The organism is Clostridium sp. D5 (genome assembly GCF_000190355.1).
Taxonomy (GTDB): domain Bacteria; phylum Bacillota; class Clostridia; order Lachnospirales; family Lachnospiraceae; genus Faecalicatena; species Faecalicatena fissicatena_A.
In genome coordinates this window covers 304,989-331,354 of record NZ_GL870809.1, presented here as the reverse complement: position 1 = coordinate 331,354, position 26,366 = coordinate 304,989, and the positions used below count along the sequence as shown (strand labels likewise).

Genomic DNA, 26,366 nt, shown 5'->3' with positions numbered 1-26,366 from the left:
GAGTTTTCCTGGCCCCAGCGCGTGAAGCCATCAAGGCTTCACGTGATGTGGCCAGGTTGCCCCGGTTTTCCTTATTTTTTACTTTACTCCGGCCAGCCTTCGCGGCCCCGCTTCCAGCAGCACCTATATCCGGTTCCTGCGGGGCGGTACAAAAGGCGTTTGGCACATAGCTGCCCGCCACCGACGCAGGCCGGATATCACAAGCCGCCGCCGCGTACGTTAGTCCTCTACTTTCCGAATGCGAGAGAGTTCCACCGCAGTTCATTTTTCAGCTGGCGGATTGTCGTATCTTTATCAATATAAACGGCCTCAATCCCCATGGCAGCCGCCCAGTCTCCCATCTGTTCCGCTGTCAGGTCATAGGAGAATGCGGTATGATGCGCCCCTCCTGCCAGAATCCATGCCTCCGCGCCTGTCTGCAGGTTCGGCTGCGGCGTCCAGAATGCAGTTGCAACCGGAAGTTTCGGCATTGGTTTCTCGGTCTTTTTACAATCTACGTTATTGATAATCAGGCGGAATCTGTCGCCCAGATCTATTAAAGACGTTGCGACCGCCGGTCCCTCTTTTGCCGTAAACACAAGACGTGCAGGATCTTCCCGGTCTCCCATGCTGAGCGGCTGTGCCTTGATACTGATCGGGCCGTCCGCAATAGACGGACACACTTCCAGCATGTGGGCCTGCAGGATTCCTTCTTTTCCAGGCACCAGGTTGTAGGTATAATCCTCCATAAAAGAGGTTCCTTTCGCATCTTTCATTTCCTGGGTCATAATCTTCATAATACGTACCATGGCTGCGGTCTTCCAGTCTCCCTCACCGCCGAATCCATAGCCTTTTTCCATCAGTCTCTGGATTGCAAGGCCCGGAAGCTGCTTCAGGCTGCCGAGGTCTCCGAAATGGGTTACAATTGCATGATAGTTTTTCTCTGTCAGAAACCGTTCAAATCCAATCTCAATACCGGCCTGTACGGCCGCGTGCTCTCTGAATTCCTTTTCATCTCTTCCTTCCAGAAGGATTTCATATTTATCATAATACTCCTCTACCAGTGCATCGATGTCTCCCCTGGAAACCTGAGCAACAGCCTCTGCGATCTCATTGACCGGATAAGCATCAACTTCCCAGCCGAACTTAATCTGAGCTTCTACCTTGTCGCCCTCTGTGACAGCTACATTTCTCATATTGTCTGCTATACGCATAACACGCACATGGCTGCTCTCAATCACGCCCACTCCGGTGCGCATCCATGAGCCAATCTTAGCCTGTACCGCTTTGTCCCCCCAAAAACCAACCACTACCTTGCGTTCCATACCAAGCCGGCTGAAGATATGGCCATATTCCCGGTCCCCATGGGCAGACTGGTTCTCATTCATAAAGTCCATATCAATCGTGTCGTACGGGATTTCCTCGTTGAACTGTGTGTGAAGATGAAGCAGCGGTTTTCTGTATTCCTGCAGCCCCAGGATCCAGGATTTCGCAGGAGAAAATGTATGCATCCAGGTAATCACACCCGCACATGTTTCATCCATGTTTGCCTCATTGAATGTCTTTCTTATCAATTCGTTCGTAATCAGCGTAGGTTTCCATACCACTTCATACGGAATTGCCTCCGATTTGTTCAGCGCCTCCACAATTTGTCTGGAATGCTCCGCCACATGCGACAGACATTCATCTCCATATAAGTCCTGAGAGCCTGTGCAAAACCAAAATTTGTACTGTTTCTGTTTCATGATAACTCCTCCTTTTCGTAAGAATGCAAAAAGTTTACCGCAAGGGGGTCAGACCCCTCTGCAGAGGGGTCTGACCCCCTTGCACTCCGTTTTCAGAATATTCTTAAATTATTGTCCATAGTAGGCATTTGCCCCATGCTTTCTGTTATAGTGTTTGTCCTGAAGCTCCTGCGGCGCCGGTATTGCCTGCGGATTGATCATCTCACTTCTGGCGGCCATTTTCGCTACCTCCTCCAGGACAACAGCGTTATGCACTGCATCGTGTGCATCTTTTCCCCAGGTGAATGGACCGTGATTTTTACAGAGTACGGCAGGCATGGAAATATAGTCTTTTTCCTTGAAATAATCTACAATAAGAACTCCTGTGTTCTTCTCATAAGCTTCGTCGATTTCTTCTTTTGTCAAGTTCCGGACACATGGAATTTCTCCGTACATATAGTCTGCATGTGTCGTGCCATAACAGGGAATTCCGCGCCCTGCCTGCGCCCAGCTTGTTGCCCAGGAAGAGTGGGTGTGTACGATTCCTCCGATCTCCGGAAATGCACGGTACAACTCCAGATGGGTCGCCGTGTCCGAGGATGGATTGTATTTCCCCTCTATTTTGTTCCCCTCCAGATCCATGACAACCATGTCCTCCGGGGTAAGCCTGTCATAATCCACACCGCTCGGTTTGATGACAAACATCCCGGTCTCTTTGTCCAGGCCGCTTACATTCCCCCAGGTAAATGTCACCAGGCCATACTTCGGCAGCTGCATGTTTGCCTCATAGACTTCTTGTTTCAGCTTTTCCAGCATTTTTACTTCCTCCTTATTGCCCTTTCTTTTTCAACCGTTTTCTTTCTATATTTAATAAAGCTCTCCGGGTTCCGAAAGAATCCGCACAGACTTTCTGACTATCATTTTCGGTTTCAGCTCTATACTTTCTGCCGTCTCAGCGCCTTCCAGCATTTGCAGCATCCCGGCCGCCGCCAGGCCTGCCAGTTCTTTTACGGGATTCTGTGCCGAGGTAAACGGTATTTCACAACGTCCGGCCAGATCGGAGTTATCTATTCCCACAATGGAAAGGTCTTCCGGGATCCGTATCCCCGCCCCCTTGCATATCCCAACCAGCTGGTTGGCAACCTCGTCATTGTAGCAGACGCAGGCCGTGCACCCCCGAAGTCTTCGCATGTACCTGCCCTGGTCCTCCTGCATTTCCTTCAGCTCACACGTATCTATCCAGGCAATCCGCTCTCCCTTCACTTTGATATCCCCCGCCATCAGGGCATCCACATAGCCCGCATACCTCCGGTGCCCCTGCCCGTCGTCGGATTTAAATATCCCCGCAATCTTCCGGTGCCCGCACTGCAGAAGGTGCTCCGTCACCATGCGCCCTGCCAGATAATCATCCAGGCTCACATGTACGCCCTGAAGACCGGGATAATAACTGTTTAAAAACAGAACCGGCACTTTCCTTTTCTGCAGCTCCCGGTAAATATCCAGATTGGGATTCGGCAGCCCGCTTTTCGTGGGCTCCGCGATAATCCCATCCACAGAGTCCTCCCGCAGAAATCCGTTCAGAATCATCCGCTCTTTTTCCACTGCATTGTAAGTAAATGAAATCTGCAGCGTATAACCTTCCCGGGACAATCTGGCCTCCATCTCCCTCAGCATGCTGGGGAAAATGTACTCGTCCACATAAGTTGTCATAACAGCAATCCGCATCGTCCTGCTGCGCTTTGCGTCCACCTGTTTCTCCTGCCCTCTTATATAAGTACCGCTTCCTCTGACCCTTCTGACAACGCCCCGCGCTTCCAGAACAGATACCGCATGCCTCGCCGTCTGTCTGCTCACCTGAAACAGAGAAACCAGTTCATTTTCCGAGTAGATCCGTTCCCCCGGCTTCAGCTTTCCCTGTTCCATCTCGCTTATAATCCGGTCAGCAATCTCCTCGTATTTCGCCTTTTCGTCAGCCATAAGTTCCTCCTTCCCAGCTATATTTCCGATCTCGTTTATACTATAACTTTATAATACATTATTTTGAAATTCAAGACGGAGTCTTTCATAAATGTACGTACAACTTTGATCATTTTTTTGTAACCTGTGCATATCACATTCCAAGTTGTATACATACAACTTTGCCATACAATATAAAATACCTCATTCATAAAGCTTATCGTCCACTTTACGAATGAGGCAACTTATTATTTCATATCCTTTCGGTCCGCTCGAAGTGAGGTACTTAAAAATACCGGTACAAGTAATCCAAAAGACTGTACATTACACAGTAAACTTTGTAAATCCAAGCAAAACCAAAGGCAACCGCAATGAACCGCAATCAGCCAAAATCATTAATATTCGCCGACCAATGTGGTTTTCAGCAGATTGGTATTGCCCGATTTTCCCAGGGGCACTCCCGCTGTAAGCACAACAACTTCTCCATTCTGTACATAGCCCTTTTTCTCCGCCGCTTCCGTGGCATGCAGAAACAGAATTTCCATACTGTACTCCTCCCGAATGTGAACCGGCAGAACACCCCATGAAAGGTTCAGCTGGCGACATGTATGGTCATCCGGTGAACAGCCCACAATCATGCATCCCGGTCGGTACTTTGAAATCATACGCGCTGTATGGCCCGACTTGCTCACTGTTATAATCGCTTTTGCCCGCAGGTCAATAGCCGTCATACACGTTGCGTGAGAAATCGCAGTCGTCATATCCGTCCGGCTCTCCCGGCTGCGAATACTGAACAGCTGATTGTAATCAATATCACTCTCCGTCCGCACTGCTATCCTAACCATTGTGCGCAGTGCTTCCACCGGGTAGCGGCCTGCTGCGGTCTCCCCGGACAGCATGATCGCACTTGTCCCCTGGTAGATTGCATTTGCCACGTCCGTCGTCTCCGCTCTCGTAGGACGGGGGTTCTTTATCATGGAGTCCAACATCTGTGTCGCTGTAATCACCTGTTTTCCTGCGTTGTACACCTTGCCGATGACAGCCTTCTGTATCACAGGAACATCCTCCAGCGGGATCTCTACCCCCATATCGCCTCTGGCTATCATAATGCCGTCCGCAGCCTCAATAATACTGTCTATATTGTCCACACCCTGCTGGTTTTCAATTTTCGCGATTATATTGATAAATTCTCCGCCATTTTCGTTCAGTATCTGCCGGATCTCATTCACATCTTCCGCCGAACGTGTAAACGATGCGGCAATGAAGTCAAACCCTTCCTGAATTCCAAACAGGATATCCTCCCGGTCCTTCTGGCTGATAAACGGCATATTCACATTGACTCCGGGAAGATTCACTCCCTTATGGTCCGAAATAACGCCTCCGTTTACAACTCTGCAGCAGACAGAGGATCCTTCTATCCGCTCCACTGCCAGCCCCACCAGGCCGTCATCTATCAAAATGCTGTCCCCTGGTTTTACATCTTTATATAAATCCGGATAAGTAACAGATACAACATCCTTGGTTCCTTCTATATTTTTGGGGGTCAGCATGAATTCCTGTCCCTCGCTGAGTTCCACCCTGCCTTCTTTAAATTTGCAGAGCCGTATCTCCGGTCCCTTTGTATCCAGCAAAGCAGCAATCGGCCTATCCAGCCGCTCCCTGACTGCCTTCAATTCGTCCAGACGTTTTTTCTGTTCCTCGTATGTTCCGTGAGAAAAATTGAATCTTGCTACATCCATCCCGTCTTTGGCCATCTGCTCCAGAACGCCTTCCCGGTCAGTAGCCGGTCCCAGCGTACAGATTATCTTTGTTTTCCGCATCCCAAAATCCACCTTTCTTCTGCCAGCTTTCTTAAGCCAGGAGACTGCCCTCATATCTGCTGACATTCTCCGATTTTCCAATCACAACAAGTATATCCCCCTCTGCAAATATATAATCCGGATTGATCTCCGTTTCCGTTTTTCCTTTATGTTCAATCGCAATGATATTCAGCCCGGTTTTCTGTCTGAACCGCACATCCTCCACGCTCTTTCCTATGACTCTTGGAGGCACCATAACCTCCGATATCTCCACATTATTGTCCAGTGTAATAGAATCCATCACGCTGCTGACCAACATTTTCTTAGCCAGGCGCAGAGCCATGTCACGCTCTGGATATACAACCTCTGCTCCGATCTTCTCGAGCACCTCTCCCTGATCCCTGCTGATTGCCTTCGCTATCACCCGTCTTACGCCCAGATTCACAACATTGAGCGTCACAAGTATACTGGTGTCGATTTTCTCTCCAATGCAGACCACAACTGTATCGCAGTTCTGAATTCCGATCTCCTCAAGCACCTCTTTGGTCAGCTCATCGGCTACATACGCAAAATCCGTATAGCGCCGCAGTTCCTTTACTTTATATTCACTCCGGTCCACCACAATCACTTCCCTGCCTGCCTCAGCCAGTTTCCGGGCCAATGCCGTCCCGAATCTTCCCAAACCTATAATCCCATAACTTTCTGATAATCCTTCTTTTAACATCCTCTTCAACTCCTAACCAATTGTAATATTTTCCTCGGTAAATACTGCGCTGGACGGCTGTTTAAAGCTCCACATCGTCACAATGGTAAGCGCGCCCAGTCTGCCTATAAACATCGTCAGTATGATTACCATTTTACCTGCCACACTCAGATCCGGCGTAATGCCGGTTGAAAGCCCGACTGTTCCAAAGGCTGATGTGCATTCAAACAGCAGCTGCATAAAGGAATACTCCGGCTCCAGTATACACATGATAAATGTAGACCCGCATACTACAATCAGCGACAGCAGTGTAATGATAAACGCCTTAAATACCACTTTTTCCGGAATCTTACGTTTAAATGCCGTGCAGTGCTGGTTTGTAGCCGTGCTTTTAATAATATTGAGAAGCACAAACAGTGTACTTGTTTTGATACCGCCTCCTGTGGATCCGGGTGAGGCCCCGATAAACATCAACACTGTCAGAGCAAAAAGCCCCGCAGAAGTAAAGCTTCCGATCGGATACGTGGAAAACCCCGCCGTTCTGGCAGAAACACTCTGGAAAAAGGCTCCCAGCCAGGTAATGTCCTCCGTGCACTTTAGTGACAGCGTCCCCACTGTAAGCAATGCAATACTGGTCAGAATTACCACCTTGGAATGAAGCGCCAGCCGCCGGAACCTTCTGTTTCTCAGCACATCTAATATTACCAGGAAACCGAGTCCTCCAAATATAATCAGACCGCAAGTTGTCAGATTCAGCAGCACATTATCCTGATATGGTATCAGGTTTGTCAGGCCTCCTAAAATATCGAATCCCGAATTGTTAAATGCGGCAACTGAATGAAACATACTGATGCCCAGTGCATCCAGCGGCGAATATTTCTGTACAAACACAAAATAGCTTAAAACTGCGCCGACTCCCTCGAAACACAGAGTCATCAGGAGCACATACTTTACAAGCATTACCATGCCTTTAAATCCATTCACGTTCAGGGCCTCTTTTACAAGCAGCCGCTCCTTGAATCCGACTCTTTTCCCTGCCGCCAGAATGATTCCCACGCCCACGGAAGTAACACCCAGGCCGCCGATCTGTATCAGCAGCGCTACAACCGTTCTGCCGAATACGGTAAAATGCTCCGCCGTATCAATCGCAATCAGGCCTGTCACACACACTGCACTGGTGGATGTAAATAATGCGTCAATCCAGTGCACCTCTGCCCCCTCTCTGACAGATACCGGCAGCTTCAGTAATATGGCCCCCAAAAGAATCACGCAGGCAAACCCCAGCGTAATCAAACGGGCCGGCGATTGCTTTTTAAAAAACTCTTTTCCCGCCTGCAATATGAAATTCACAATAATTTACGCTTCCTTTCGTACTTAAATTATAAAACTGCACAGAAAGCGCCTGTTCTTTTCTTTCCATCCTGTTCATGCAGAAATCCAAATACAATCCTCCATAGAATTGTATTCACATTCCGCTCAAAATGGAACACCCATAAAATAACGCACGGAATTACAGCTATTTTGAATAAAACAGCCAAAATAGAATTAAAATAGATCTTTACCTTCAGGTTCCAGAAATTAGAGCTCTGTTCCCTGCCTACAGTAAAAGAGGCGGACCGCGTCCCCCTGTCAGATACATCAGAATCCGCCAGCCGTCCCTCTGCACGGCTGATCTGTGTCCCGCCCAAAGCGGAATGCTCCCTGTGCTGCACATTTGATGTAAAATGCCCTGAAAGGAGCAGGCTCACAGTAAATAACAGTACAGTAAATAAACAGACGACAATGATTATTTTATTTTCACTTTTCATCTTCATATCTTTTACTCCTGCCTGTTCCAGAGTGTGTTTCATAATTCATGTTCCCGGCTGACCGTTCCTCTTAGCGGGACATTCAGGCGGGTGCGATGTATGTTCAGACACACTATAATGCTTCTCTGACACTGTATTTCTTTTATATTAGATATATGCATTATAGGGCTGAAAGTTCAAGTTGTCAATCCCAAAACAGAACGTTAAATTTAACAGGTTTTTTCCAGTAAATTTCCTATGAACTAAAAACAGCCATATCCGCAGTATTACTGCAAATATGGCTGCATATGAACATATCCGTAACAAAAGTCTCCAATTATTTCAGGTTAACTTCTGCTCCTTCACCTTCCAGTTTAGCTTTCAGTTCTTCAGCTTCTGCCTTAGAAACAGCTTCTTTCACTACCTTCGGTGCTCCGTCAACTAATTCTTTCGCTTCTTTTAATCCAAGTCCTGTGATTTCACGAACAACTTTGATTACTTTAACCTTAGAAGATCCAGCGGATACGAGCTCTACATCGAACTCATCTTTCTCTTCTACTGCACCTGCTCCGTCTCCTGCTGCTGCAACTACAACGCCTGCTGCTGCAGATACACCAAATTCTTCTTCACAAGCTTTTACTAACTCATTTAATTCTAATACTGATAATTCTTTGATCGCTTCAATCATTTCAGCTGCTGTTAATTTAGCCATTTTAATATCCTCCATTTTAGATTATTTGTGCGGGCTCTCTGTCCCTCTTAGTTTTAACGTCTGTCTTTTGATCCCACCGAATTCTCAGGGAATCCATATCGGCTTACTCAGCCGGTGTCTCTGCTGCTTCTGCCACAGGAGCTTCTGCTGTCTCAGCCGGAGCTTCCTCTGCTGCCGGAGCCTCTTCAGCTACACATGCGTCTGCGCCGCCCTGCTCTGCAATCTGCTTGATAACACGAGCAAAATTGGTAATAGGTGACTGGATACTTCCAAGCAGTTTGGAAAGTAATTCGTCTCTTGAAGGAATCTTGGACAGTTCTGTCAATCCAGCTACGTCATATACATTACCTTCAACTACACCACCCTTTAACTCAAGTTTCTGAGCGTCTTTTGCAAACTTGCAAATAATTCTTGCCGGTGCTGTTGCATCTTCTTTAGAGATCGCGATGGCACTTGGTCCTTCCAGACAATCTGTAAGTCCTTCGAACTCAGTTCCTTCAATCGCTCTCTTGATCATGGTGTTCTTGTATACTTTGTAAATGATACCTGCTTCTCTAAGCTGTTTACGAAGTTCTGTGTCCTGAGCTACTGTCAATCCACGGTAATCAACAAGAACAACTGACTGAGCGTCTTTAATCTCTTCTGAAATTGCCTCTACGATTGGTTGTTTTAATTCAACTTTTGCCACGTTCTGGTACACCTCCTTATTTTATTTGTGCGTGTACTGCCAAAAATAAAAGCCCCCATGTCCCAAGACACAGAGGCTCAATAATTCACATTAAGAATCATGATCTTCCTCGGCAGGCGTTTTTAAACTTATGCCTTACGGCACCTGCTGTCTTCGGCAGTCAATTGCTTTATTAGATTAGCATTAAATTGTTAGCTTGTCAATAGATTTTTAGATAATTTTGAATGAGGGACGCTCTATGACAGGGATAGGGAGAAGGGGACGGAGGTGTATATGTGTTTTCGAAGTGCACCCGCTTGCTAACTGATTCTAGGAAAAACCGCTGCCGGAAATGCGGGTACGGGGGAACACATCATGAGAAATCTGATGATTTCTCACGCTGGGTTCCCCAAAAACGTGATTCGGAATCACGTTTTTCCCCGCATTTCCGGCAGCGGTTTTTCTAGAATCAGTAAGCGCGCTCCAGCACTTCGAAAACACATATACACCTCCGTCCCCTTCTCCCTGTCCCTGTCATAGAGCTGGTGCATCCAAACGGTAGTTAAAATTGAATGCATGGGGGGCTAATACGGGAGCGGCGGATGTGGGTGGGCTGCACGGGACGTTCATACCACTTCACACCAGAACCAAATCCCGCATAGCCCGCTCAAATACGCTGCCCCCGTATTCGCCACCCCACCGGGGCAGGCATTTTCCTCCCGATTGGATGAACGCAGCTAAGGCCGAGGTGTGTCCTGCTCCTGCCGGGGCTGTGCATGCTGTTTCTGAGTCCGTAGAGTAAGCGGTTAGAAGATGTTGGCGGAAAAACAGGGGAAGGGAGGGCAAAATTTTTTTCACCGAAAAAATTTTGTTGCCGCCTGCGGCGTGAATGCATCGGCATTCGGGCCAAATGCGGCAAGTCCCTCCCTTCCCCCTGTTTTTCCACCTACATCTTCTCCGTGAACGGAAAGGATCCAGAAACAGCATGCACAGCCCCGGCAGGAGCAGGACACACCTCGGCCTTAGCGCCCCACCCCCATCAAAAAAAGGCCTCGCCCCAAAGGGCGAGACCTTAATATATTTACTATGTCATCAAATTGGATTAAGCCAGCTTCATTGGGTTGATTTTTACACCAGGTCCCATTGTAGATGTCAGTGTTACACTCTTTAAATACTGACCCTTTACAGCTGCCGGTTTTGCTTTGATGATTGCATCAATAAGCGTCTGGAAGTTGTCCGCTAACTGTTCCTCGGTAAAGGATGCCTTACCGATTGGCACATGGATAATGTTTGTTTTGTCCAATCTGTACTCAATCTTACCTGCTTTGATGTCGTTGATGGCTTTTGTTACATCCATTGTAACTGTACCAGCCTTCGGGTTTGGCATCAGACCTTTTGGTCCGAGTACACGTCCGAGACGTCCAACAACACCCATCATGTCAGGTGTAGCTACGACAACATCAAATTCAAACCATCCCTCGTTCTGAATCTTCGGGATCAGTTCGTCTCCTCCTACATAATCTGCTCCTGCTGCCTTAGCTTCTTCAGCTTTTGCATCTTTCGCAAATACAAGGATGCGAACCTTTTTACCTGTTCCGTGCGGCAGTACAACTGCACCACGAATCTGCTGGTCTGCATGACGTCCGTCACAACCTGTTCTGATATGAGCTTCGATTGTTTCGTCAAATTTAGCTACTGCTGATTTTTTAACTAATGATACTGCGTCTGCCTTCTCGTACAGGTTTCCCTTTTCGATCAGTTTTGCAGCTTCGATATATTTTTTTCCTCGTTTCATCTTAAATAACCTCCTTGTGGTATTGGCGGGATCGTGCCCCTCCCACTTATTTCAACTTCGTTAAGTGTACTAAGCTCGAAAATACCTTACTTAATCTACTATTCTTCAACAACTACACCCATGGAACGGCATGTTCCTGCTACCATGCTCATAGCTGCCTCGATTGTTGCAGCATTTAAGTCCGGCATCTTTGTCTTTGCGATCTCTTCTAACTGAGCTTTTGTGATCGTAGCAACTTTTGTCTTGTTCGGTACACCTGAACCGGATTTGATGTTGCAGGCTTTCTTGATCAGAACTGCTGCCGGCGGTGTCTTTGTCACGAAGCTGAAGCTTCTGTCGTTGTATACTGTGATAACAACAGGAATGATCAGGTCTCCCTGGTCTGCTGTTCTTGCGTTGAACTGCTTTGTAAATTCAACGATATTTACACCGTGCTGTCCAAGTGCAGGACCTACCGGTGGTGCTGGTGTAGCTTTACCAGCTGGAATCTGTAATTTAATATAACCTTCTACTTTTTTTGCCATTTTTAATTACCTCCTTGTGGTATTGGCGGGATATGAATCCCTCCCACGGTTTTTAATCCATCTTTCTTACTTCTGCGAAACCGAGTTCGACCGGTGTCTCACGGCCAAACAGCTCTACATTGATAGACAGGCTCTGTTTCTGTTCATTCAATGACTGAATGACTCCCACAGTCCCTTCCCATGCACCGCTGAGCACGGTCACGGCATCGCCTACTGCAAACTCAACTATGACGTTTTCCTGCCTGATTCCGAGTCTGTTCATCTCCTCTTCCTCAAGCGGAACAGGTTTGGATCCGGGACCAACAAAGCCGGTCACGCCTCTGGTATTACGAACTACATACCAGGTATCGTCATTCATAATCATATGAATCATGACGTAGCCCGGAAACATCTTCTTCTGGCTTGCTTTCTGGACACCATTCTTCAGTTCGATCACTTCCTGCATAGGAACTCTGACCTCCAGAATCTGATCTTCCAGATGACGATTTTCAATTGCCTTATCAATATTTGCTTTTACTTTGTTCTCATACCCGGAATAGGTATGAACTACATACCATTTTGCCTCTGACATAAAATCACCTTTCTGCTGCGGCTGTTTACTTAACTAACAGATCAATTCCATATTTCAGGATTGCATCGATTACGGAAATCAATACCCCCAATAATAAGGAAACTGAAACGACTGCCGTGGTCTGTTTTGCAAGTGTTTTTTTGTCTGGCCAAATGACTTTCTTAAACTCTGCCTGAAGCCCTTTGAACCAGCTCTTCTTCTGAGTTTTTGCTGTTTTCTCACCCATGCCATCCACTTCCTTCCAACGACTATTTCGTTTCTTTGTGCAGTGTGTGTGATTTACAGAATTTGCAGTACTTCTTAGTCTCCATGCGGTCCGGATGAGCTTTCTTATCCTTGGTCATGTTGTAATTACGATGCTTGCATTCTGTACATTCCAGTGTGATTCTTGTGCGCACAACTTCCACCTCGCTTTTTTCTTATTCACTACGTGTTACATGATGGTTGCGAAGCCATCAAAATTTAGGCATAAAAAAAAGACCTACTTCCATTCGCTAGAGCATTGTACCACAGCCAGCGGACAGAAGTCAAGCCTTTTCGCCAATTCAGGCTATTCAACGACATGATTTCTTATGATCGCACGGATGCTTTCATTCAGATAGGGCTTCAGCTCCTCATAACTGATCGGATCGTTCTCCAGTATGGTGCTGTAGGACGTGGAACTTGCAAGCTCTATAATAAGGAAAAGCATGGTCTCGGGCGCTTTCAGTTTGACATCCGGATTTTCCTTTACCATCCTGGTGAAGAATGCCATCACATCCATCTCGGAATCCGCTTCATTCTTGGTAATCGCCTGTCTGAATATGCCCCAGCTCAGGTTTTTGGAAATGAACCGGAGAACTGCCCTGTTTTTGCCCATCTCATCCAGAATATAATCTACGATAAAAATGATTTTATCCTCAAATTCAGGTATCTGCGCCTTATCCAGTGCATCGTGTGCCGACATAAAAAGCCGTCCCGCCGTCTTGGCAATCAGCCTGTCCCGTATCTCATACTTGTCTCTAAAATAGAGGTAAAATGTCCCCTTTGCCACTCCTGCTTTCTGAACGATGTCGTGGATCGATGTCTTGGAAATGCCCTGTGTCAGAAACAAGTCATATGCACTCTGAAACAGTGACTCTAATTTCTGCTGCTTGTTTTCGTCAACTTTTCCCATAATATTCCCCACTCTTTCGATGATTTTTTTCTATTATAATTTAATAATGACCAGAAGTCAACTTTTTATTCAAATATTATTGACTTTTGGTCATTTTTGCTGTATATTACTTTTAGTCTTGAAAATGACTAAGGGTCATAATTTAAAAAGGGAGGCATTACACATGGTGAAAGCAGGTAAAAAAATAGTAAAGTATCGGGGCGTTATCCTGATACTCGGAATTTTACTTCTGATACCTTCGGCTTTGGGATTCCTTAAGACCAGAGTCAACTACGACATACTTTATTATCTGCCCGATCATATTGATACAATGACCGGGCAGAACATCCTGATGGATGAATTTGGCAAGGGTGCTTTTGCAATGGAAGTTGTGGAAGGCATGAATACCAAAGAAGTGGCGGAAGTAAAGGAAAAGATCGAAAGCGTAGACGGAGTCGCGGATGTAATCTGGTATGATTCCATTGCAGACACTTCCATGCCGATCGATATTCTGCCCGACAAACTAAAAGATGTATTTAAGACAGACGATGCCACACTGATGGCAATTTTCTTTGATGATACCACATCCGCGGACAGTACGATGGATGCCATAACAAAAATCCGGAGCATTACGAATAAACAATGCTACCTGAGCAGTATGTCGGCCGTGGTCACTGACATCAAACAGCTTTCCGAAAAGGAAACTCCGATCTATGTACTGATTGCCGTGATCCTGAGCTGCATCATACTTTCTGTATTCATGGACTGCTGGATACTGCCCCTGTTCTTCATGCTGAGTATTGGAATGGCAATCCTTTATAACATGGGAACGAATTATTTTCTCGGAGAGATTTCCTATATTACAAAGGCGCTGAGTGCGGTGCTGCAGCTCGGAGTTACGATGGACTACTCCATCTTCCTGTGGCACAGTTATCAGGAGAACCAGCAGCGATTCCCCGGAGATAAGGAACGCGCCATGGCACACGCGATTTCCAATACATTTTCTTCTGTAATCGGAAGTTCCGTCACAACAGTAGCGGGCTTCATTGCACTTTGTTTTATGAGTTTTACACTGGGCAGGGATCTGGGCATTGTTATGGCAAAAGGAGTTATCTTCGGCGTAATCAGCTGTGTTACAATCCTGCCGTCCTTCCTGCTCGTGTTCGACAAACTGATCCAGAAGACAACGCACCGTTCTATCATACCGGGTATGGAGAAGCCCGCTAAGTTTATAACCAAACATTTTAAGGCATTCATTCTCATTTTCGTGATACTGCTCTTCCCGGCTCTCTGGGGATACAGTAAAGCGGAGGTATACTACAACCTGGATGCAACTCTTCCAAAATATCTGGAAAGTATCAAGGCAAACGACAAACTGGCAGACGAATTTGACATGAATGCCACCCATATGGTTCTTGCAGATGCGGATCTTCCGGCCAAGGATGCTAAAGCAATGCTGAATGATATGTCCGATGTAAAAGGCGTCAAATTCGCGCTCGGGCTTGACAGTCTCCTCGGCTCCGCCATTCCACGGGATATTGTTCCGGATGAACTGACGGAGACTTTAAAATCGGGAAACTGGCAGCTGATGCTGGTACAGTCCGAATATAAGGTTGCAACCAACGAGGTAAATGCACAGTGTACTGAACTGAATAATATCGTAAAAAAATATGATTCTTCTGCTATGCTGATCGGGGAAGCGCCATGTACAAAGGACCTGATTACAATTACTGATAAAGACTTTAAGGTAGTCAGCGCAATCTCCATTATTGCCATATTTATTATTATTGCACTTGTGTTTAAATCCATCTCACTGCCGGTTATCCTCGTGGCCGTCATTGAGTTCGCAATCTTTATTAATCTGGGAATCCCGTATTTTACCGGGACGAAGATGCCGTTTATCGCATCCATTGTCATTGGAACTATTCAGCTGGGCGCAACCGTTGATTATGCGATTCTGATGACTACCAGATACAAAAAAGAACGCTGCAGGGGAAAAGAGAAAAAAGAATCCATACGGATTGCAGTCTCAGCTTCCGTCAGCTCGGTTATTGTTTCTGCACTGGGCTTCTTTGCAGCAACATTCGGAGTGGGGCTCTACTCGGATATTGATATGATATCTGCATTATGTACTCTGATGGCGCGGGGCGCAATCATCAGTATGCTCACTGTCATCTTCATCCTGCCGTCCATGCTGATGGTATTTGATAAGTTGATCTGTGCCACTACAAAGGATATGCGTATCTGTACTAAGAAGAAAGATAAAACGGCCGATAAGGCCTGCGCAAATGCCTGACAGTCCCCTTGAGGGCGGGTCTGTGGTCAGGCCAAAGAGTAAGATATAATTAATGGAGTCAACCAGATTTTATTGAGGAGGTAAACTGATATGAAAAACAAAGAATATAAAACACTGGTAGCAATTACACTGGCTATGGCCATGGTGGCCGGCACACTGGCCGCGCCTGTCACCTGCTATGCAAAGGAAAACACGGCCAAAACGGAGGATTCTGCAGACAAAGACACTAAAAAGTCCACATCTGACATCAAACCGTTAAAAGACGAAACCGTTTATGCCAAAATAGACGGCAGCGGTACCGTTACTTCTGTTACGGTATCCGACCAGCTGAAAAATTTGAAAAATGAAACAAAAATTAAAGATGTTTCCACGCTGGAAAACATAGAAAATGTCAAAGGTGATGAAACATTTTCCCAGAAAAGCAACGGCCTGACCTGGGATGGGGACAGCAAGGACATCTGCTATCAGGGAACGACAAGTAAAGCGCTGCCGGTAGGTGTTAAAATCACTTACACGCTGGACGGCAAGTCAATCAGCGCCGACGAGCTGCAGGGAAAAAGCGGCCATCTGATCATGCGATATCAGTATCAGAATACAACAGGGGGATCCGACAGCGAATATACACCATTCCTGATGGTGACCGGACTGATACTGAATGCCGATAAGTTCACCAATATCAAGGTCACAAACGGTAAGCTTGTCTCCGATGGCGACAGAGATATGGCTCTTGGCATGGGTCTTCCGCAGGTAAAGGAAAATTTGGGCGTAACAGATTTAAATATACCGGATTACTTTGAACTTGAGGCCGATGTTGCAGAGTACGATGCCGTGGAGGGAATTACAATCGCAACAAATGATATTTTCAATAGTTTGGAAACAGATAAACTGGATGATCTGAACGACCTGAAAAGTTCTATGACCAAACTGCAGGATTCTGCAAATCAGCTGGTGGACGGTTCTGGTGAACTGAAAAACGGGCTGGATACGCTGCTCTCCTCTTCCGGAACACTGACAGACGGCATCGGACAGCTGGCAGCAGGCAGCAGCACACTGAAGAATGGAACAGATACACTGGCTGCAGGCAGCAATGACCTCAAAGACGGCAGTGCTTCCCTGGCGGACGGCACCTCAAAGCTGTTGGACGGAACCGGCACATTAAGTTCCGGAGCCGCAGAACTTAATACAGGCTTGAATCTGGTATCCGGCAAGGTTTCAGGCGAGCTCCTTCCGGGAATTCAGGCACTGGATGCCGGTGTCCAGGAGATGCAGAAGTCTCTCGGTGCACAGCTCCCTGTTTTATGCCAGGGAGTTTCTGCCCTGAATGAGGGAATCGCACAGACTGCTGCAGGCGCCGCGGCGCTGGATGCAGGAATTCAACAGGTCAGTGACGGGGCTGCTGCCCTGGACGCCGGTACGCAGCAGGCGGCCGCAGGAGCCGCATCACTGAACAGCGGCGTACAACAGACGGCCGCAGGTACAGGTGATCTGGCATCTGCCGCCTGGCAGCTCGCAAACGCCCTCTCCGCTAACGGTGCAAATCAGACTTCTGAAGATACTACCAGCAGCTGGGATGAAGTTACACAACTACAGGAACTGGAAACCACACTACAGGGCTGTGAGGATCTGCCGGAGGGTACCCTGGAAGCTCTGGAGAGTGTGATTGGCAGCCTTCAGGCCGAACAAAATGAGCGTGATAACCTCGCAAATGCCGCTCCTGCTGCTGACAACAGCGCACTCTCCGGCCTGGCACAGCAAGTTGCAGCAGGAGCTTCTGCAATCGATTCTGCTTTTCACGGCGACGGTACAACTTCTGGAATTGCAGGCGGGGCAGCTGCTCTGAATGCGGCGCTCAATGACGGTGATCCCGGCAATGGCGTGCCAAGTATCAAATATGCGGCCTCTGCTTTGAATAACGCACTGAACGCCGGTGATCCCAGCACAGGAACCTCCAGTATCCGTGCAGGTTCCTCCGCGCTCAATACAGCGCTTAACATTGGTGACGCATCTACCCGGACCGCCAGCATCAAAGACGGAATCAGCACCCTGAACGAAGGAGTCAATGGCGAAAACGGACTCAGTTCTCAGGTGGACAGGGGCGTTTCTAAGCTTAAAGCCGGAACTTCACAGGTTCTTGGCGGCGTCGCTGGAGAAAACGGTCTTGCTGACGGATTAAAACAGTTATCCGAAGGCTCTTCCCAGATAAGCACCGGTGCAGGAACGCTGAACAAAAAAATGGGGGAAGCTAATGAAGGGGCCGCCAGTCTCTTTGCCGGGGCATCCCAGATCGCTTCCGGTGCAGGCGAACTCAATATCGGAGCGGGCACGCTTGCCGCAGGAATTCAGACACTGCAGACTGGTTCCGGTTCATTAATAGATGGCGTGAAGCAACTGGATGAAGGAGCCAAAACATTAAATGAAGGCATGATTCAGTTCAACGAGGAAGGTATCAAAAAACTTGTCAGCGCATTTGACGGAGATCTCGATGGACTGCTTGATAAACTGAATACTATGATGGATGCATCAAAAAAATATACCAATTTCACCGGAATATCAGATGATATGGACGGGGAAGTGAAATTCATCTTTGTTTCAAATAAATAAGTTTGTCATAGAAACAGAAATAAGTTTCTTTTGTGCGACTTGTGTCTGCACAGTATTCTTTAACGGAATCTGACAATCCGGCAGCAGCTAAACACAGTTATACTTCCATCGGCATACGGCTGAATAACCGCTATATACCGTTGAGATCAAGTCAGTGCTTTGCTGCTGCCGGAATTTTTTATGTCCAAAGGGCACACCGTAATCCATGCCCTGCGGGCGGATCTGCAGAGAATCTGCAAGAAAGGTATACCCAAGAGGCCACTGTAAACCCACATCAAAATGAAATTCATGGAGTATTTATACTTGTCCCTGCATATAATATGATGTATAGAAATATCATAAGGAGGGGCTATATGATCTATTTTATTATAGGTATAATTTTGTTTTGTCTGATCACCTTTGTTTTGTTTTGCATCCTGCACTGCAGCACTCTTTATGACCGAATGACAGATGACGAACAGCAGGAAAAATTCCTGCGCCGTTATATGGACAAGTAATTATTCATTGCCTCCTACTTGTTTTCCCTTTATAATACTTTATTATACCATAAGCAGAATAAAGTATACCCAGGGGCACACGTAATCCATGCCCTGCGGGCGGGCTCGCAGCCAGCTGCTCGATAAAGTATACCCAGGGGCACACCGTAATCCATGCCCTACGGGCGGGCTCGCAGCGAGCTGCTCGATAATATGAAAGGATAGAAAACAATGAAGAAATCAGGCTATTATTCTTCCGGTGAGTTTGCGCGTATGGCTCATGTCACTTTGCGCACAATCCGCTATTACGATAAACAGGATATATTAAAACCTTCCCTCGTTGCAGAATCGGGTGCACGCTTTTATACAGACGCCGATTTTGCGCGGCTCCAGCAGATTCTTCTGCTGAAGTACCTGGGATTCTCTCTGGAAGACATCCGGCAGATGACCATAGATGATTCCGATTACCACTTTATGCTAAACTCGCTTCACATTCAGTTAAAGCTTGTTAAGGATCGGATTGAGCAGATGCAGCTTGTAGAAAAAGCAATCCAGGATACCGCAGAAGTGATTCAAAAGGAGCATAATATTGACTGGAGCCAGATGCTGAATCTGATCCACCTGACCAGCATGGAAAACAGCCTGAAAAATCAATATCAGAATGCATCAAACATTTCCGCCAGGATCAATCTTCACAGCCTTTACTCTCAAAATCCGCAGGGCTGGTTCCCGTGGATCTGCCAACAGTGCCGGATCGAGCCAGGAATGGAGATACTGGAAATCGGATGCGGTGACGGTACACTCTGGAAGGACAACCTTTCGGGGCTTCCTGATCATGTCCATATCATATTGTCCGATATCTCTGAAGGGATGCTGCGCGATGCCCGAAGGGCGATCGGTCCAAAGGATTCACGCTTTTCTTTTGATGCCTTTGACTGCCACAATCTCCCCTTTGAGGATAACAGCCTGGATCTCGTGATTGCCAATCATGTACTCTTCTACTGCGAGGATATCCCGAAGGTCTGCCGGGAAGTGCAGCGGGTACTGAAACCAGGCGGCCGTTTCTTGTGCAGTGCATACAGTTCCCGTCACATGGAGGAGGTCAGCCAGCTTGTCCATGAATTTGATGAAAGGATTTTCCTTTCTGCTGACAGGTTATATGAGAAATTCGGCCGGGAAAACGGGACCGATATTTTAAAGACATTCTTCTCAGATATATCATGGAAATTATATGAAGATTCTTTGCTCATACCTGAACCAGAACCGCTGATATCCTATATTCTTTCCTGCCATGGAAACCAGTATCAGTATATTTCGGAACATTATACAGATTTCCGGTCTTTTGTAAAGAAAAAAACAACCGGCGGGTTCTATATCACAAAGGAAGCCGGGGTATTTATCTGCACACCAAAGAAAGCCATATACTGAATGCTGCACAATTTTTCGTTTTCCCAAAAAATTCTTAAGAATTTATAAAAAGGCTTGAAGGTGACCTAAGGTCACCTTTTATAATACATTTACAGCTTGAAGCAAACCAACTAATCTTTGATACCAGTAACTTATACAGATAAAGGAGATTTCATATGAAAGGAATTATTTTAGCGGGAGGATCCGGAACCCGTCTCTACCCACTGACAATGGTAACATCCAAACAATTACTGCCAATCTATGATAAACCTATGATTTATTATCCGATGTCAGTGCTCATGAATGCCGGCATCCGCGACATTTTGATTATTTCCACGCCACAGGATACGCCCAGGTTCCAGGAGCTTTTAGGCGATGGACATCAGTTCGGAGTGGAGATCACTTACGCCGTACAGCCAAGCCCGGACGGACTGGCACAGGCATTTATTATCGGGGAGGAATTCATTGGAAACGACACTGTTGCCATGGTTCTGGGGGATAATATTTTCGCAGGACACGGACTGAAAAAGCGGCTGAAGGCTGCCGTGGAAAACGCAGAATCCGGCAGAGGCGCAACGATCTTCGGATATTATGTGGACGATCCGGAACGTTTTGGTATCGTGGAATTCAATAACGACGGAATGGCAGTATCTATAGAAGAAAAACCTGCTGCTCCAAAAAGCAATTACTGCGTGACCGGCCTGTATTTCTACGACAACAAGGTAGTCGAATACGCGAAAAACCTGAAACCCGGTGTGCGTGGAGAGCTGGAAATTACAGACCTGAATTGTATTTACCTGGAAAATAGAGCTTTAAATGTAGAGCTGCTCGGACAGGGCTTCACCTGGCTTGACACAGGAACTCACGAAAGCCTTGTGGAAGCAACAAATTTTGTAAAAACAGTAGAATCACACCAGCACCGCAAGATTGCATGCCTGGAGGAAATCGCCTACGTGAACGGCTGGATTACAAAAGAAGACATGATGAAGGTATATGAAATCTTCAAGAAAAACCAGTACGGCCAGTACCTGAAAGACGTTCTGGACGGAAAATTCCTGGATGTCCTGCATTAATGTAACAGTTCTGACAAGTCTGAACTGTTACGCATTAATAACTGCTGCCAGTAAAGAATATACTATAAGGAGACTATAACCATGACAATTATCGTAACCGGCGGTGCCGGATTCATCGGAAGCAACTTTGTTTTCCATATGTTAAACAAATACCCTGACTATCGTATCATCTGCCTGGATTCACTGACCTACGCGGGCAACCTCTCTACTCTCGCACCGGTAATGGATAATCCGAATTTCCGTTTTGTAAAAGAAAGCATCACGGACCGTGCCGCAGTAGAAAAATTATTCGAAGAAGAGCATCCGGACATGATCGTTAATTTTGCGGCTGAAAGCCACGTAGACCGTTCTATCGAAAATCCGGAAGTATTTCTGGATACGAACATCAAAGGGACTGCTGTGCTGATGGATGCCTGCCGCAAATACGGCATCACCCGCTATCATCAGGTATCAACCGATGAAGTATACGGCGATCTGCCGCTGGACAGACCGGACCTGTTCTTCACTGAGGAAACTCCAATCCATACGAGTTCCCCATACAGCTCTTCCAAAGCAGGAGCCGACCTGCTTGTAATGGCTTACTACCGTACCTACGGTCTGCCAGTCACCATCAGCCGCTGCTCCAACAACTATGGACCGTATCATTTCCCGGAAAAGCTGATTCCGCTTATGATTGCGAACGCCTTAAATGACAAACCTCTGCCGGTCTACGGCAAAGGTGAAAATGTCCGCGACTGGCTCTATGTGGAAGATCACTGCAAGGCTATCGATCTGATCATCCATAAGGGGCGTGTAGGCGAAGTCTATAATATCGGCGGTCACAATGAAATGAAAAATATTGATATCGTTAAAATTATCTGCAAAGAACTCGGAAAACCGGAGAGCCTGATTACTTATGTAACAGACCGCAAAGGCCACGATATGCGCTATGCAATAGATCCGACCAAGATCCACGGAGAACTTGGATGGCTTCCGGAGACCAAATTTGCTGACGGTATTAAAAAGACAATCCAGTGGTATCTGGATAATAAAGAATGGTGGGAAAACATTATTTCCGGCGATTACCAGAACTATTATGAGCAAATGTATGGGAGCCGCCAGGAAATATAATTCGCTTTTCAGATGAAATGGAGTGATTATATGAAAGTTTTAGTAACAGGCGTCAAAGGACAGCTCGGCTATGACTGTGTCAATGAATTGACCAAACGGGGTCATGTGGCTGTCGGAGTTGATATTGAAGAAATGGATATTACCGATGCTGCTTCCGTAAACAGCGTCGTAAAAGAAACCAGTCCGGATGCAGTGATTCACTGTGCTGCATGGACTGCCGTAGATGCGGCTGAGGATGAAGAAAACAGAGAAAAGGTTCGCCTGGTCAATGCAGTTGGCACGCAAAATCTTGCAGATGTCTGCAGAGACCTCAACTGCAAGATGCTTTACCTGTCCACGGACTATGTATTTGACGGGCAGGGTACTGAGCCATGGCAGCCGGACTGCACCGATTATAAACCACTTAGCGTATACGGTGAGACAAAGCTGGCCGGAGAACTGGCCGTGTCACAGACACTGGAAAAATATTTCATTGTCCGTATCGCCTGGGTATTTGGTAAAAACGGAAAAAATTTCATAAAAACAATGTTGAATCTGGGCAAGACTCATGATACGATTAAGGTTGTCAGCGACCAGATCGGAACCCCTACCTACACTTATGACCTGGCGAAACTGTTGGTAGATATGATCGAGACGGAAAAGTACGGTTACTATCACGCTACAAACGAAGGCGGATACATCAGCTGGTATGATTTTACCAAAGAAATCTTCCGTCAGGCATGTGAAATGGGGCGCCAGGAGTATTCCGAGGAAAGACTGAATCTTATACCGGTCACTACTGAAGAATACGGGATATCTAAAGCGAAACGCCCGTTCAACAGCAGACTGGATAAAAGCAAGCTGACTGAAAATGGATTTACACTTCTCCCCACATGGCAGGATGCGGTGCGGAGATATTTACAGGAAATTGAATTTTAGAAGTGAAAAGGCCAAAAGATTGTCTTTTGGCCTTACAATATCAGGAGGTAAAGATGGGACAGATTAAAGTAGAAAAAAATGTTGGCGGCATCAATGGGCTCTGTATCATCGAACCAGCCGTCCACGGTGATTCCAGAGGATATTTTATGGAAACATATAATCAGAAAGATATGGAGGAAGCCGGGCTCGGCATGAATTTTGTTCAGGATAACCAGTCCAGCTCGTCCAAGGGCGTACTGCGCGGTCTTCATTATCAGAAGGAATTTCCCCAGGGGAAACTGGTACGGGTCATTAAGGGCAATGTGTTTGATGTTGCTGTAGACTTGAGAAGCGGCTCAGAAACTTACGGAAAATGGTTCGGAGTCGAACTTACAGAAGATAATAAGAAGCAGTTTTATATCCCGGAAGGCTTTGCTCATGGATTTCTGGTACTTTCTGATGTTGCAGAATTCTGTTATAAATGTACGGACTTCTATCACCCCGGCGACGAAGGCGGGCTTGCATGGAATGACCCGGAGATCGGCGTATGCTGGCCGCAGGTAGTCGGTGAGTATAAGGGGAATGCTTCCGCTGAGGGGTATCGACTGGAAGACGGGACCGGGCTTATGCTGAGTGAGAAAGACCAGAAATGGGATGGGGTCAGGGGGACTTTTAAGTTTTAAAGGGGAGCCCCTGGGCTTATGTACCTTTTATAGTACTGGTTATTGTATCTGATGTATTTTATGATTAGTAAATACATAATATTAGAAAGTGTAATCAGCCGCCGTGTGGCGGCTGTTATTTTTTTATCTTATTATACTTATTCGCAGTTGTTTCAATGGTTTTCTTTGGTATAATTCTTTAAAATTTTCAGTATAAAACAATGCTATCTATATACTTCCCGAATTTTTATAATAAATCATAAAATGAGTTTATCGTCTTTCTTCTGATAGTGTAAGTGGGAATGGCTAATATATACATAAAATACCGTTCTGCTTATAACAGTAGTCGGAAAACAAACCAACTATTCAGAATAATTTTGTTACAAAACGAAAATAAACAGTTATGTGTCATATGTCCACATATTTTGTTTTTTACATAGAACATTTACGGAAAACGTGCAATAATAGATCTGTTCCTTTTTAATCCGATAGGTAATTAATCATGAAACTAACACATCCCCAAATCCGTTCTCCGTGCAATGCATTGCTCTGATGATCCCTGACAACAGATTACTAAAGAGAGGTGGTTAACATGAAATATAATTACAGGCAGCAGTCGGCGCTTGCAGGTGAGTTCGTAGAAGTCCTTTCAATAGAACGAAACCTGGGAGTCAAAACGTTATATGCTTACAAAAATGATGTTGATAATATGGTGAAATGGATTGATATGCGTGGTTATAGTGATTTAGACGCCGATACAATCATGATGTATTTTTTGTATCTTCAAAATGAAATAGAATTATCTCCTCGAAGTATTCGCCGCAAATATGTTTCTATCAGGCAATATTGCGATTTTCTGAATAAAGAATTTGATATGAATGAAATATTTTTCAAATTTTCTTCCCGAAAGTTTCAGATCCCCAAAAATCTGCCAAAGGTGCTGTCCAAAGCAGAAATACAAAGCCTGATATCGTCTGTTTCAGCAGAATTCCAATCGGTATCTTCTGAATATCACCGCCGGCTTTGCATTAGAAACATGTGTATTATAGAACTCCTATTTTGTTTAGGGCTTCGTATTGGCGAAATTGCTGCTATGGACGTTGAAGACTATAACAGGGAAGACTGTTCTGTTTTAATACATGGAAAAGGAAAAAAGGAAAGAATGCTTTTTATATCTTCTCCGATCGTATGTCAGAAACTAAATAACTGGATTCTAACCCGCCAGGAAATGTCACCGGCAGATTCTGCAATGTTTGTCAATAAATCAGGGGGCCGCCTGAGCATATTCAGTATTGAAAATATTTATTATAAATACAGAGAACTTTCCCAAATAAATCCACATTCAACCCCACACTACCTCCGTCATAGCTTTGCAACACAACTTCTGAATAACGGCGCTAACATTCGTGATGTGCAGGAATTGATGGGGCATAACAGTATTGTGACCACACAAATTTATACAGAGGTTTCCTTAAACAGAAAAAAGGAAGTTCTAATGAAGTATAATGGGAGGAACTTTATGAATACCAAGTAAGTGAAACATACCTAATGTATTATGAATGGTAACTGAACCGAAATTATAAAATGGAACAGCTTTTAACCTTCCACCCCTGTGAGCATGTTTTTACAGTGTTTACAGGGAGTTTTTGTTTCCTTAAACAGATTCCTTCTTTCTTTAGATATAAAAAGAGCGCCTGTCTAAAAAGCAAACACTCTTAATCTATGTTTTTATTAATTTAGTATTCTGTGCTTAACAGGAAATCAACGATACGCATGATTTTGATACCCTCATAGTTCCTACCAGCACATCCATATGTCATTAAAGCAGAAACAGGTAGGTTTTACTTTCGGGCGAGAGTTTACCTTTAAGCTCGGTAAACATCTGCTTCGCTGTCATATCCTCATATTCCATTGAATCAAATCAATAGCTTATAATACGCTTCCTCGGAATTCCTTTTTCCTCCCGGAGCTTTTCTCCTATCATCTTTAGTATCGTTGATTTGCCGCAGCGTCTTACTCCGGTAAGAATTTTATACATTGGTCTATAAATCATCCAAACCACCTCCATTTGTATAAAGAATACTCATAATTTTAATAAAAAACTATATGTTTTCCTGGTTATAACCGCAAAGTATGTTTTGATTTTTTTGATGCGGCCTTTATTTGTGGCAAGTGTGGTGTCAACCACTTTTGTACGCGGCAAGTAAATCCCTCCTTTGCTAAAACTTTTTATTCTTCAAATCTTAAACATTAAAGATAAAAACTCTCTAAAATTCTTTCTTATTGTTTATTTATTTCTCACAATTAGTTATATATATATTGCATTCTGACAAATTATGATAGTCAGGGATTAGGCGCCGTTGAATTATGCATATTACGTAAAAGAATTTTTATTTAAGTATTTAGACTCACTCTTCATATACTCTTAATTATCTAACATATCATTGTGCTGATTATTAAATGCATGTCAATTTATTCATTATTTCCAAACC

25 protein-coding genes and 1 other annotated feature are annotated in these 26,366 nt (G+C 45.5%); of the genes, 9 read left to right on the top strand and 16 right to left on the bottom strand.

All coding sequences use genetic code 11. The features are described 5' to 3' along the window. Window positions 1-227 precede the first annotated feature (227 nt). From araA to HMPREF0240_RS01320, 15 genes are all read right to left on the bottom strand, one after another. A complete protein-coding gene (gene araA, locus HMPREF0240_RS01385; protein ID WP_009001671.1) occupies window positions 228-1,724 on the bottom strand; it encodes an L-arabinose isomerase in 1,497 nt (498 codons plus the stop codon). A 108-nt stretch (window positions 1,725-1,832) separates the two neighbouring features. After that, window positions 1,833-2,519, bottom strand: coding sequence for an L-ribulose-5-phosphate 4-epimerase (locus tag HMPREF0240_RS01380; protein ID WP_009001670.1), 687 nt, complete (start codon window positions 2,517-2,519; stop codon window positions 1,833-1,835). A gap of 51 nt (window positions 2,520-2,570) precedes the next feature. Next, entirely contained in the window at window positions 2,571-3,680 is a 1,110-nt protein-coding gene (locus HMPREF0240_RS01375) for a GntR family transcriptional regulator (RefSeq protein ID WP_009001669.1), read from the bottom strand. Window positions 3,681-4,054: 374 nt separating this feature from the next. Beyond that, window positions 4,055-5,479: a pyruvate kinase gene (pyk, locus tag HMPREF0240_RS01370; protein WP_009001668.1), complete on the bottom strand. Its 1,425-nt coding sequence runs from the start codon at window positions 5,477-5,479 to the stop codon at window positions 4,055-4,057. Window positions 5,480-5,510: 31 nt separating this feature from the next. Next, on the bottom strand, window positions 5,511-6,182 hold the full coding sequence (locus HMPREF0240_RS01365; protein ID WP_009001667.1) for a TrkA family potassium uptake protein: 672 nt from the start codon (window positions 6,180-6,182) through the stop codon (window positions 5,511-5,513). Window positions 6,183-6,194: 12 nt separating this feature from the next. Further along, window positions 6,195-7,511, bottom strand: coding sequence for a potassium transporter TrkG (locus HMPREF0240_RS01360; protein WP_085959552.1), 1,317 nt, complete (start codon window positions 7,509-7,511; stop codon window positions 6,195-6,197). Window positions 7,512-7,540: 29 nt separating this feature from the next. Beyond that, on the bottom strand, window positions 7,541-7,975 hold the full coding sequence (locus HMPREF0240_RS01355; RefSeq protein WP_157290657.1) for a hypothetical protein: 435 nt from the start codon (window positions 7,973-7,975) through the stop codon (window positions 7,541-7,543). A gap of 310 nt (window positions 7,976-8,285) precedes the next feature. After that, window positions 8,286-8,660: a 50S ribosomal protein L7/L12 gene (gene rplL / locus HMPREF0240_RS01350; protein ID WP_035312220.1), complete on the bottom strand. Its 375-nt coding sequence runs from the start codon at window positions 8,658-8,660 to the stop codon at window positions 8,286-8,288. A 103-nt stretch (window positions 8,661-8,763) separates the two neighbouring features. After that, window positions 8,764-9,348 carry a 50S ribosomal protein L10 gene (rplJ, locus tag HMPREF0240_RS01345; protein WP_009001663.1) on the bottom strand — a complete coding sequence of 195 codons (585 nt, stop codon included), beginning with the start codon at window positions 9,346-9,348 and terminating at the stop codon, window positions 8,764-8,766. A gap of 36 nt (window positions 9,349-9,384) precedes the next feature. Continuing rightward, window positions 9,385-9,523 (bottom strand) — a sequence feature (ribosomal protein L10 leader region). Window positions 9,524-10,429: 906 nt separating this feature from the next. Beyond that, window positions 10,430-11,122, bottom strand: a complete 693-nt coding sequence (gene rplA, locus HMPREF0240_RS01340) for a 50S ribosomal protein L1 (protein ID WP_009001661.1) — start codon at window positions 11,120-11,122, stop codon at window positions 10,430-10,432. A 98-nt stretch (window positions 11,123-11,220) separates the two neighbouring features. After that, entirely contained in the window at window positions 11,221-11,646 is a 426-nt protein-coding gene (rplK, locus tag HMPREF0240_RS01335) for a 50S ribosomal protein L11 (RefSeq protein ID WP_009001660.1), read from the bottom strand. A 52-nt stretch (window positions 11,647-11,698) separates the two neighbouring features. Then, window positions 11,699-12,217 (bottom strand): transcription termination/antitermination protein NusG, encoded by a 519-nt coding sequence (gene nusG, locus HMPREF0240_RS01330; protein ID WP_009001659.1) that lies wholly within the window; start codon window positions 12,215-12,217, stop codon window positions 11,699-11,701. Window positions 12,218-12,242: 25 nt separating this feature from the next. Further along, the gene (gene secE / locus HMPREF0240_RS01325) at window positions 12,243-12,443 is read right to left on the bottom strand and encodes a preprotein translocase subunit SecE (RefSeq protein WP_009001658.1); all 201 of its coding nucleotides are present in this window, start codon (window positions 12,441-12,443) and stop codon (window positions 12,243-12,245) included. Between the two features lie 22 nt (window positions 12,444-12,465). Continuing rightward, complete coding sequence (gene rpmG / locus HMPREF0240_RS23695; protein WP_009001657.1) at window positions 12,466-12,615, bottom strand: 50S ribosomal protein L33; 150 nt, start codon at window positions 12,613-12,615, stop codon at window positions 12,466-12,468. 152 nt (window positions 12,616-12,767) lie between these two features. After that, the gene (locus HMPREF0240_RS01320) at window positions 12,768-13,373 is read right to left on the bottom strand and encodes a TetR/AcrR family transcriptional regulator (protein WP_035312217.1); all 606 of its coding nucleotides are present in this window, start codon (window positions 13,371-13,373) and stop codon (window positions 12,768-12,770) included. Window positions 13,374-13,536: 163 nt separating this feature from the next. Here HMPREF0240_RS01320 and HMPREF0240_RS01315 point away from each other — a divergent pair, with 163 nt between their 5' ends. The 9 genes from HMPREF0240_RS01315 (at window position 13,537) to HMPREF0240_RS01280 (ending at window position 25,408) form a co-directional block, all read left to right on the top strand. After that, window positions 13,537-15,648: an MMPL family transporter gene (locus HMPREF0240_RS01315; protein WP_009001655.1), complete on the top strand. Its 2,112-nt coding sequence runs from the start codon at window positions 13,537-13,539 to the stop codon at window positions 15,646-15,648. Window positions 15,649-15,738: 90 nt separating this feature from the next. Continuing rightward, on the top strand, window positions 15,739-18,249 hold the full coding sequence (locus tag HMPREF0240_RS01310) for a membrane protein (RefSeq protein ID WP_009001654.1): 2,511 nt from the start codon (window positions 15,739-15,741) through the stop codon (window positions 18,247-18,249). A gap of 353 nt (window positions 18,250-18,602) precedes the next feature. Beyond that, the gene (locus HMPREF0240_RS24230; RefSeq protein WP_157134222.1) at window positions 18,603-18,746 is read left to right on the top strand and encodes a hypothetical protein; all 144 of its coding nucleotides are present in this window, start codon (window positions 18,603-18,605) and stop codon (window positions 18,744-18,746) included. A gap of 210 nt (window positions 18,747-18,956) precedes the next feature. Beyond that, on the top strand, window positions 18,957-20,153 hold the full coding sequence (locus tag HMPREF0240_RS01305; protein WP_009001653.1) for a methyltransferase domain-containing protein: 1,197 nt from the start codon (window positions 18,957-18,959) through the stop codon (window positions 20,151-20,153). A gap of 155 nt (window positions 20,154-20,308) precedes the next feature. Beyond that, entirely contained in the window at window positions 20,309-21,205 is an 897-nt protein-coding gene (gene rfbA, locus HMPREF0240_RS01300) for a glucose-1-phosphate thymidylyltransferase RfbA (RefSeq protein ID WP_009001652.1), read from the top strand. 81 nt (window positions 21,206-21,286) lie between these two features. Next, complete coding sequence (rfbB, locus tag HMPREF0240_RS01295) at window positions 21,287-22,315, top strand: dTDP-glucose 4,6-dehydratase (RefSeq protein ID WP_009001651.1); 1,029 nt, start codon at window positions 21,287-21,289, stop codon at window positions 22,313-22,315. 30 nt (window positions 22,316-22,345) lie between these two features. Next, window positions 22,346-23,233: a dTDP-4-dehydrorhamnose reductase gene (rfbD, locus tag HMPREF0240_RS01290; RefSeq protein WP_009001650.1), complete on the top strand. Its 888-nt coding sequence runs from the start codon at window positions 22,346-22,348 to the stop codon at window positions 23,231-23,233. A gap of 53 nt (window positions 23,234-23,286) precedes the next feature. Then, the gene (rfbC, locus tag HMPREF0240_RS01285; RefSeq protein WP_009001649.1) at window positions 23,287-23,895 is read left to right on the top strand and encodes a dTDP-4-dehydrorhamnose 3,5-epimerase; all 609 of its coding nucleotides are present in this window, start codon (window positions 23,287-23,289) and stop codon (window positions 23,893-23,895) included. A 571-nt stretch (window positions 23,896-24,466) separates the two neighbouring features. Continuing rightward, entirely contained in the window at window positions 24,467-25,408 is a 942-nt protein-coding gene (locus HMPREF0240_RS01280; protein ID WP_009001648.1) for a tyrosine-type recombinase/integrase, read from the top strand. 387 nt (window positions 25,409-25,795) lie between these two features. Here the strand turns inward: HMPREF0240_RS01280 and HMPREF0240_RS24890 are convergent, their stop codons facing one another. Next, complete coding sequence (locus HMPREF0240_RS24890) at window positions 25,796-25,927, bottom strand: AAA family ATPase (protein WP_242833283.1); 132 nt, start codon at window positions 25,925-25,927, stop codon at window positions 25,796-25,798. Between the last annotated feature and the right edge of the window lie 439 nt (window positions 25,928-26,366).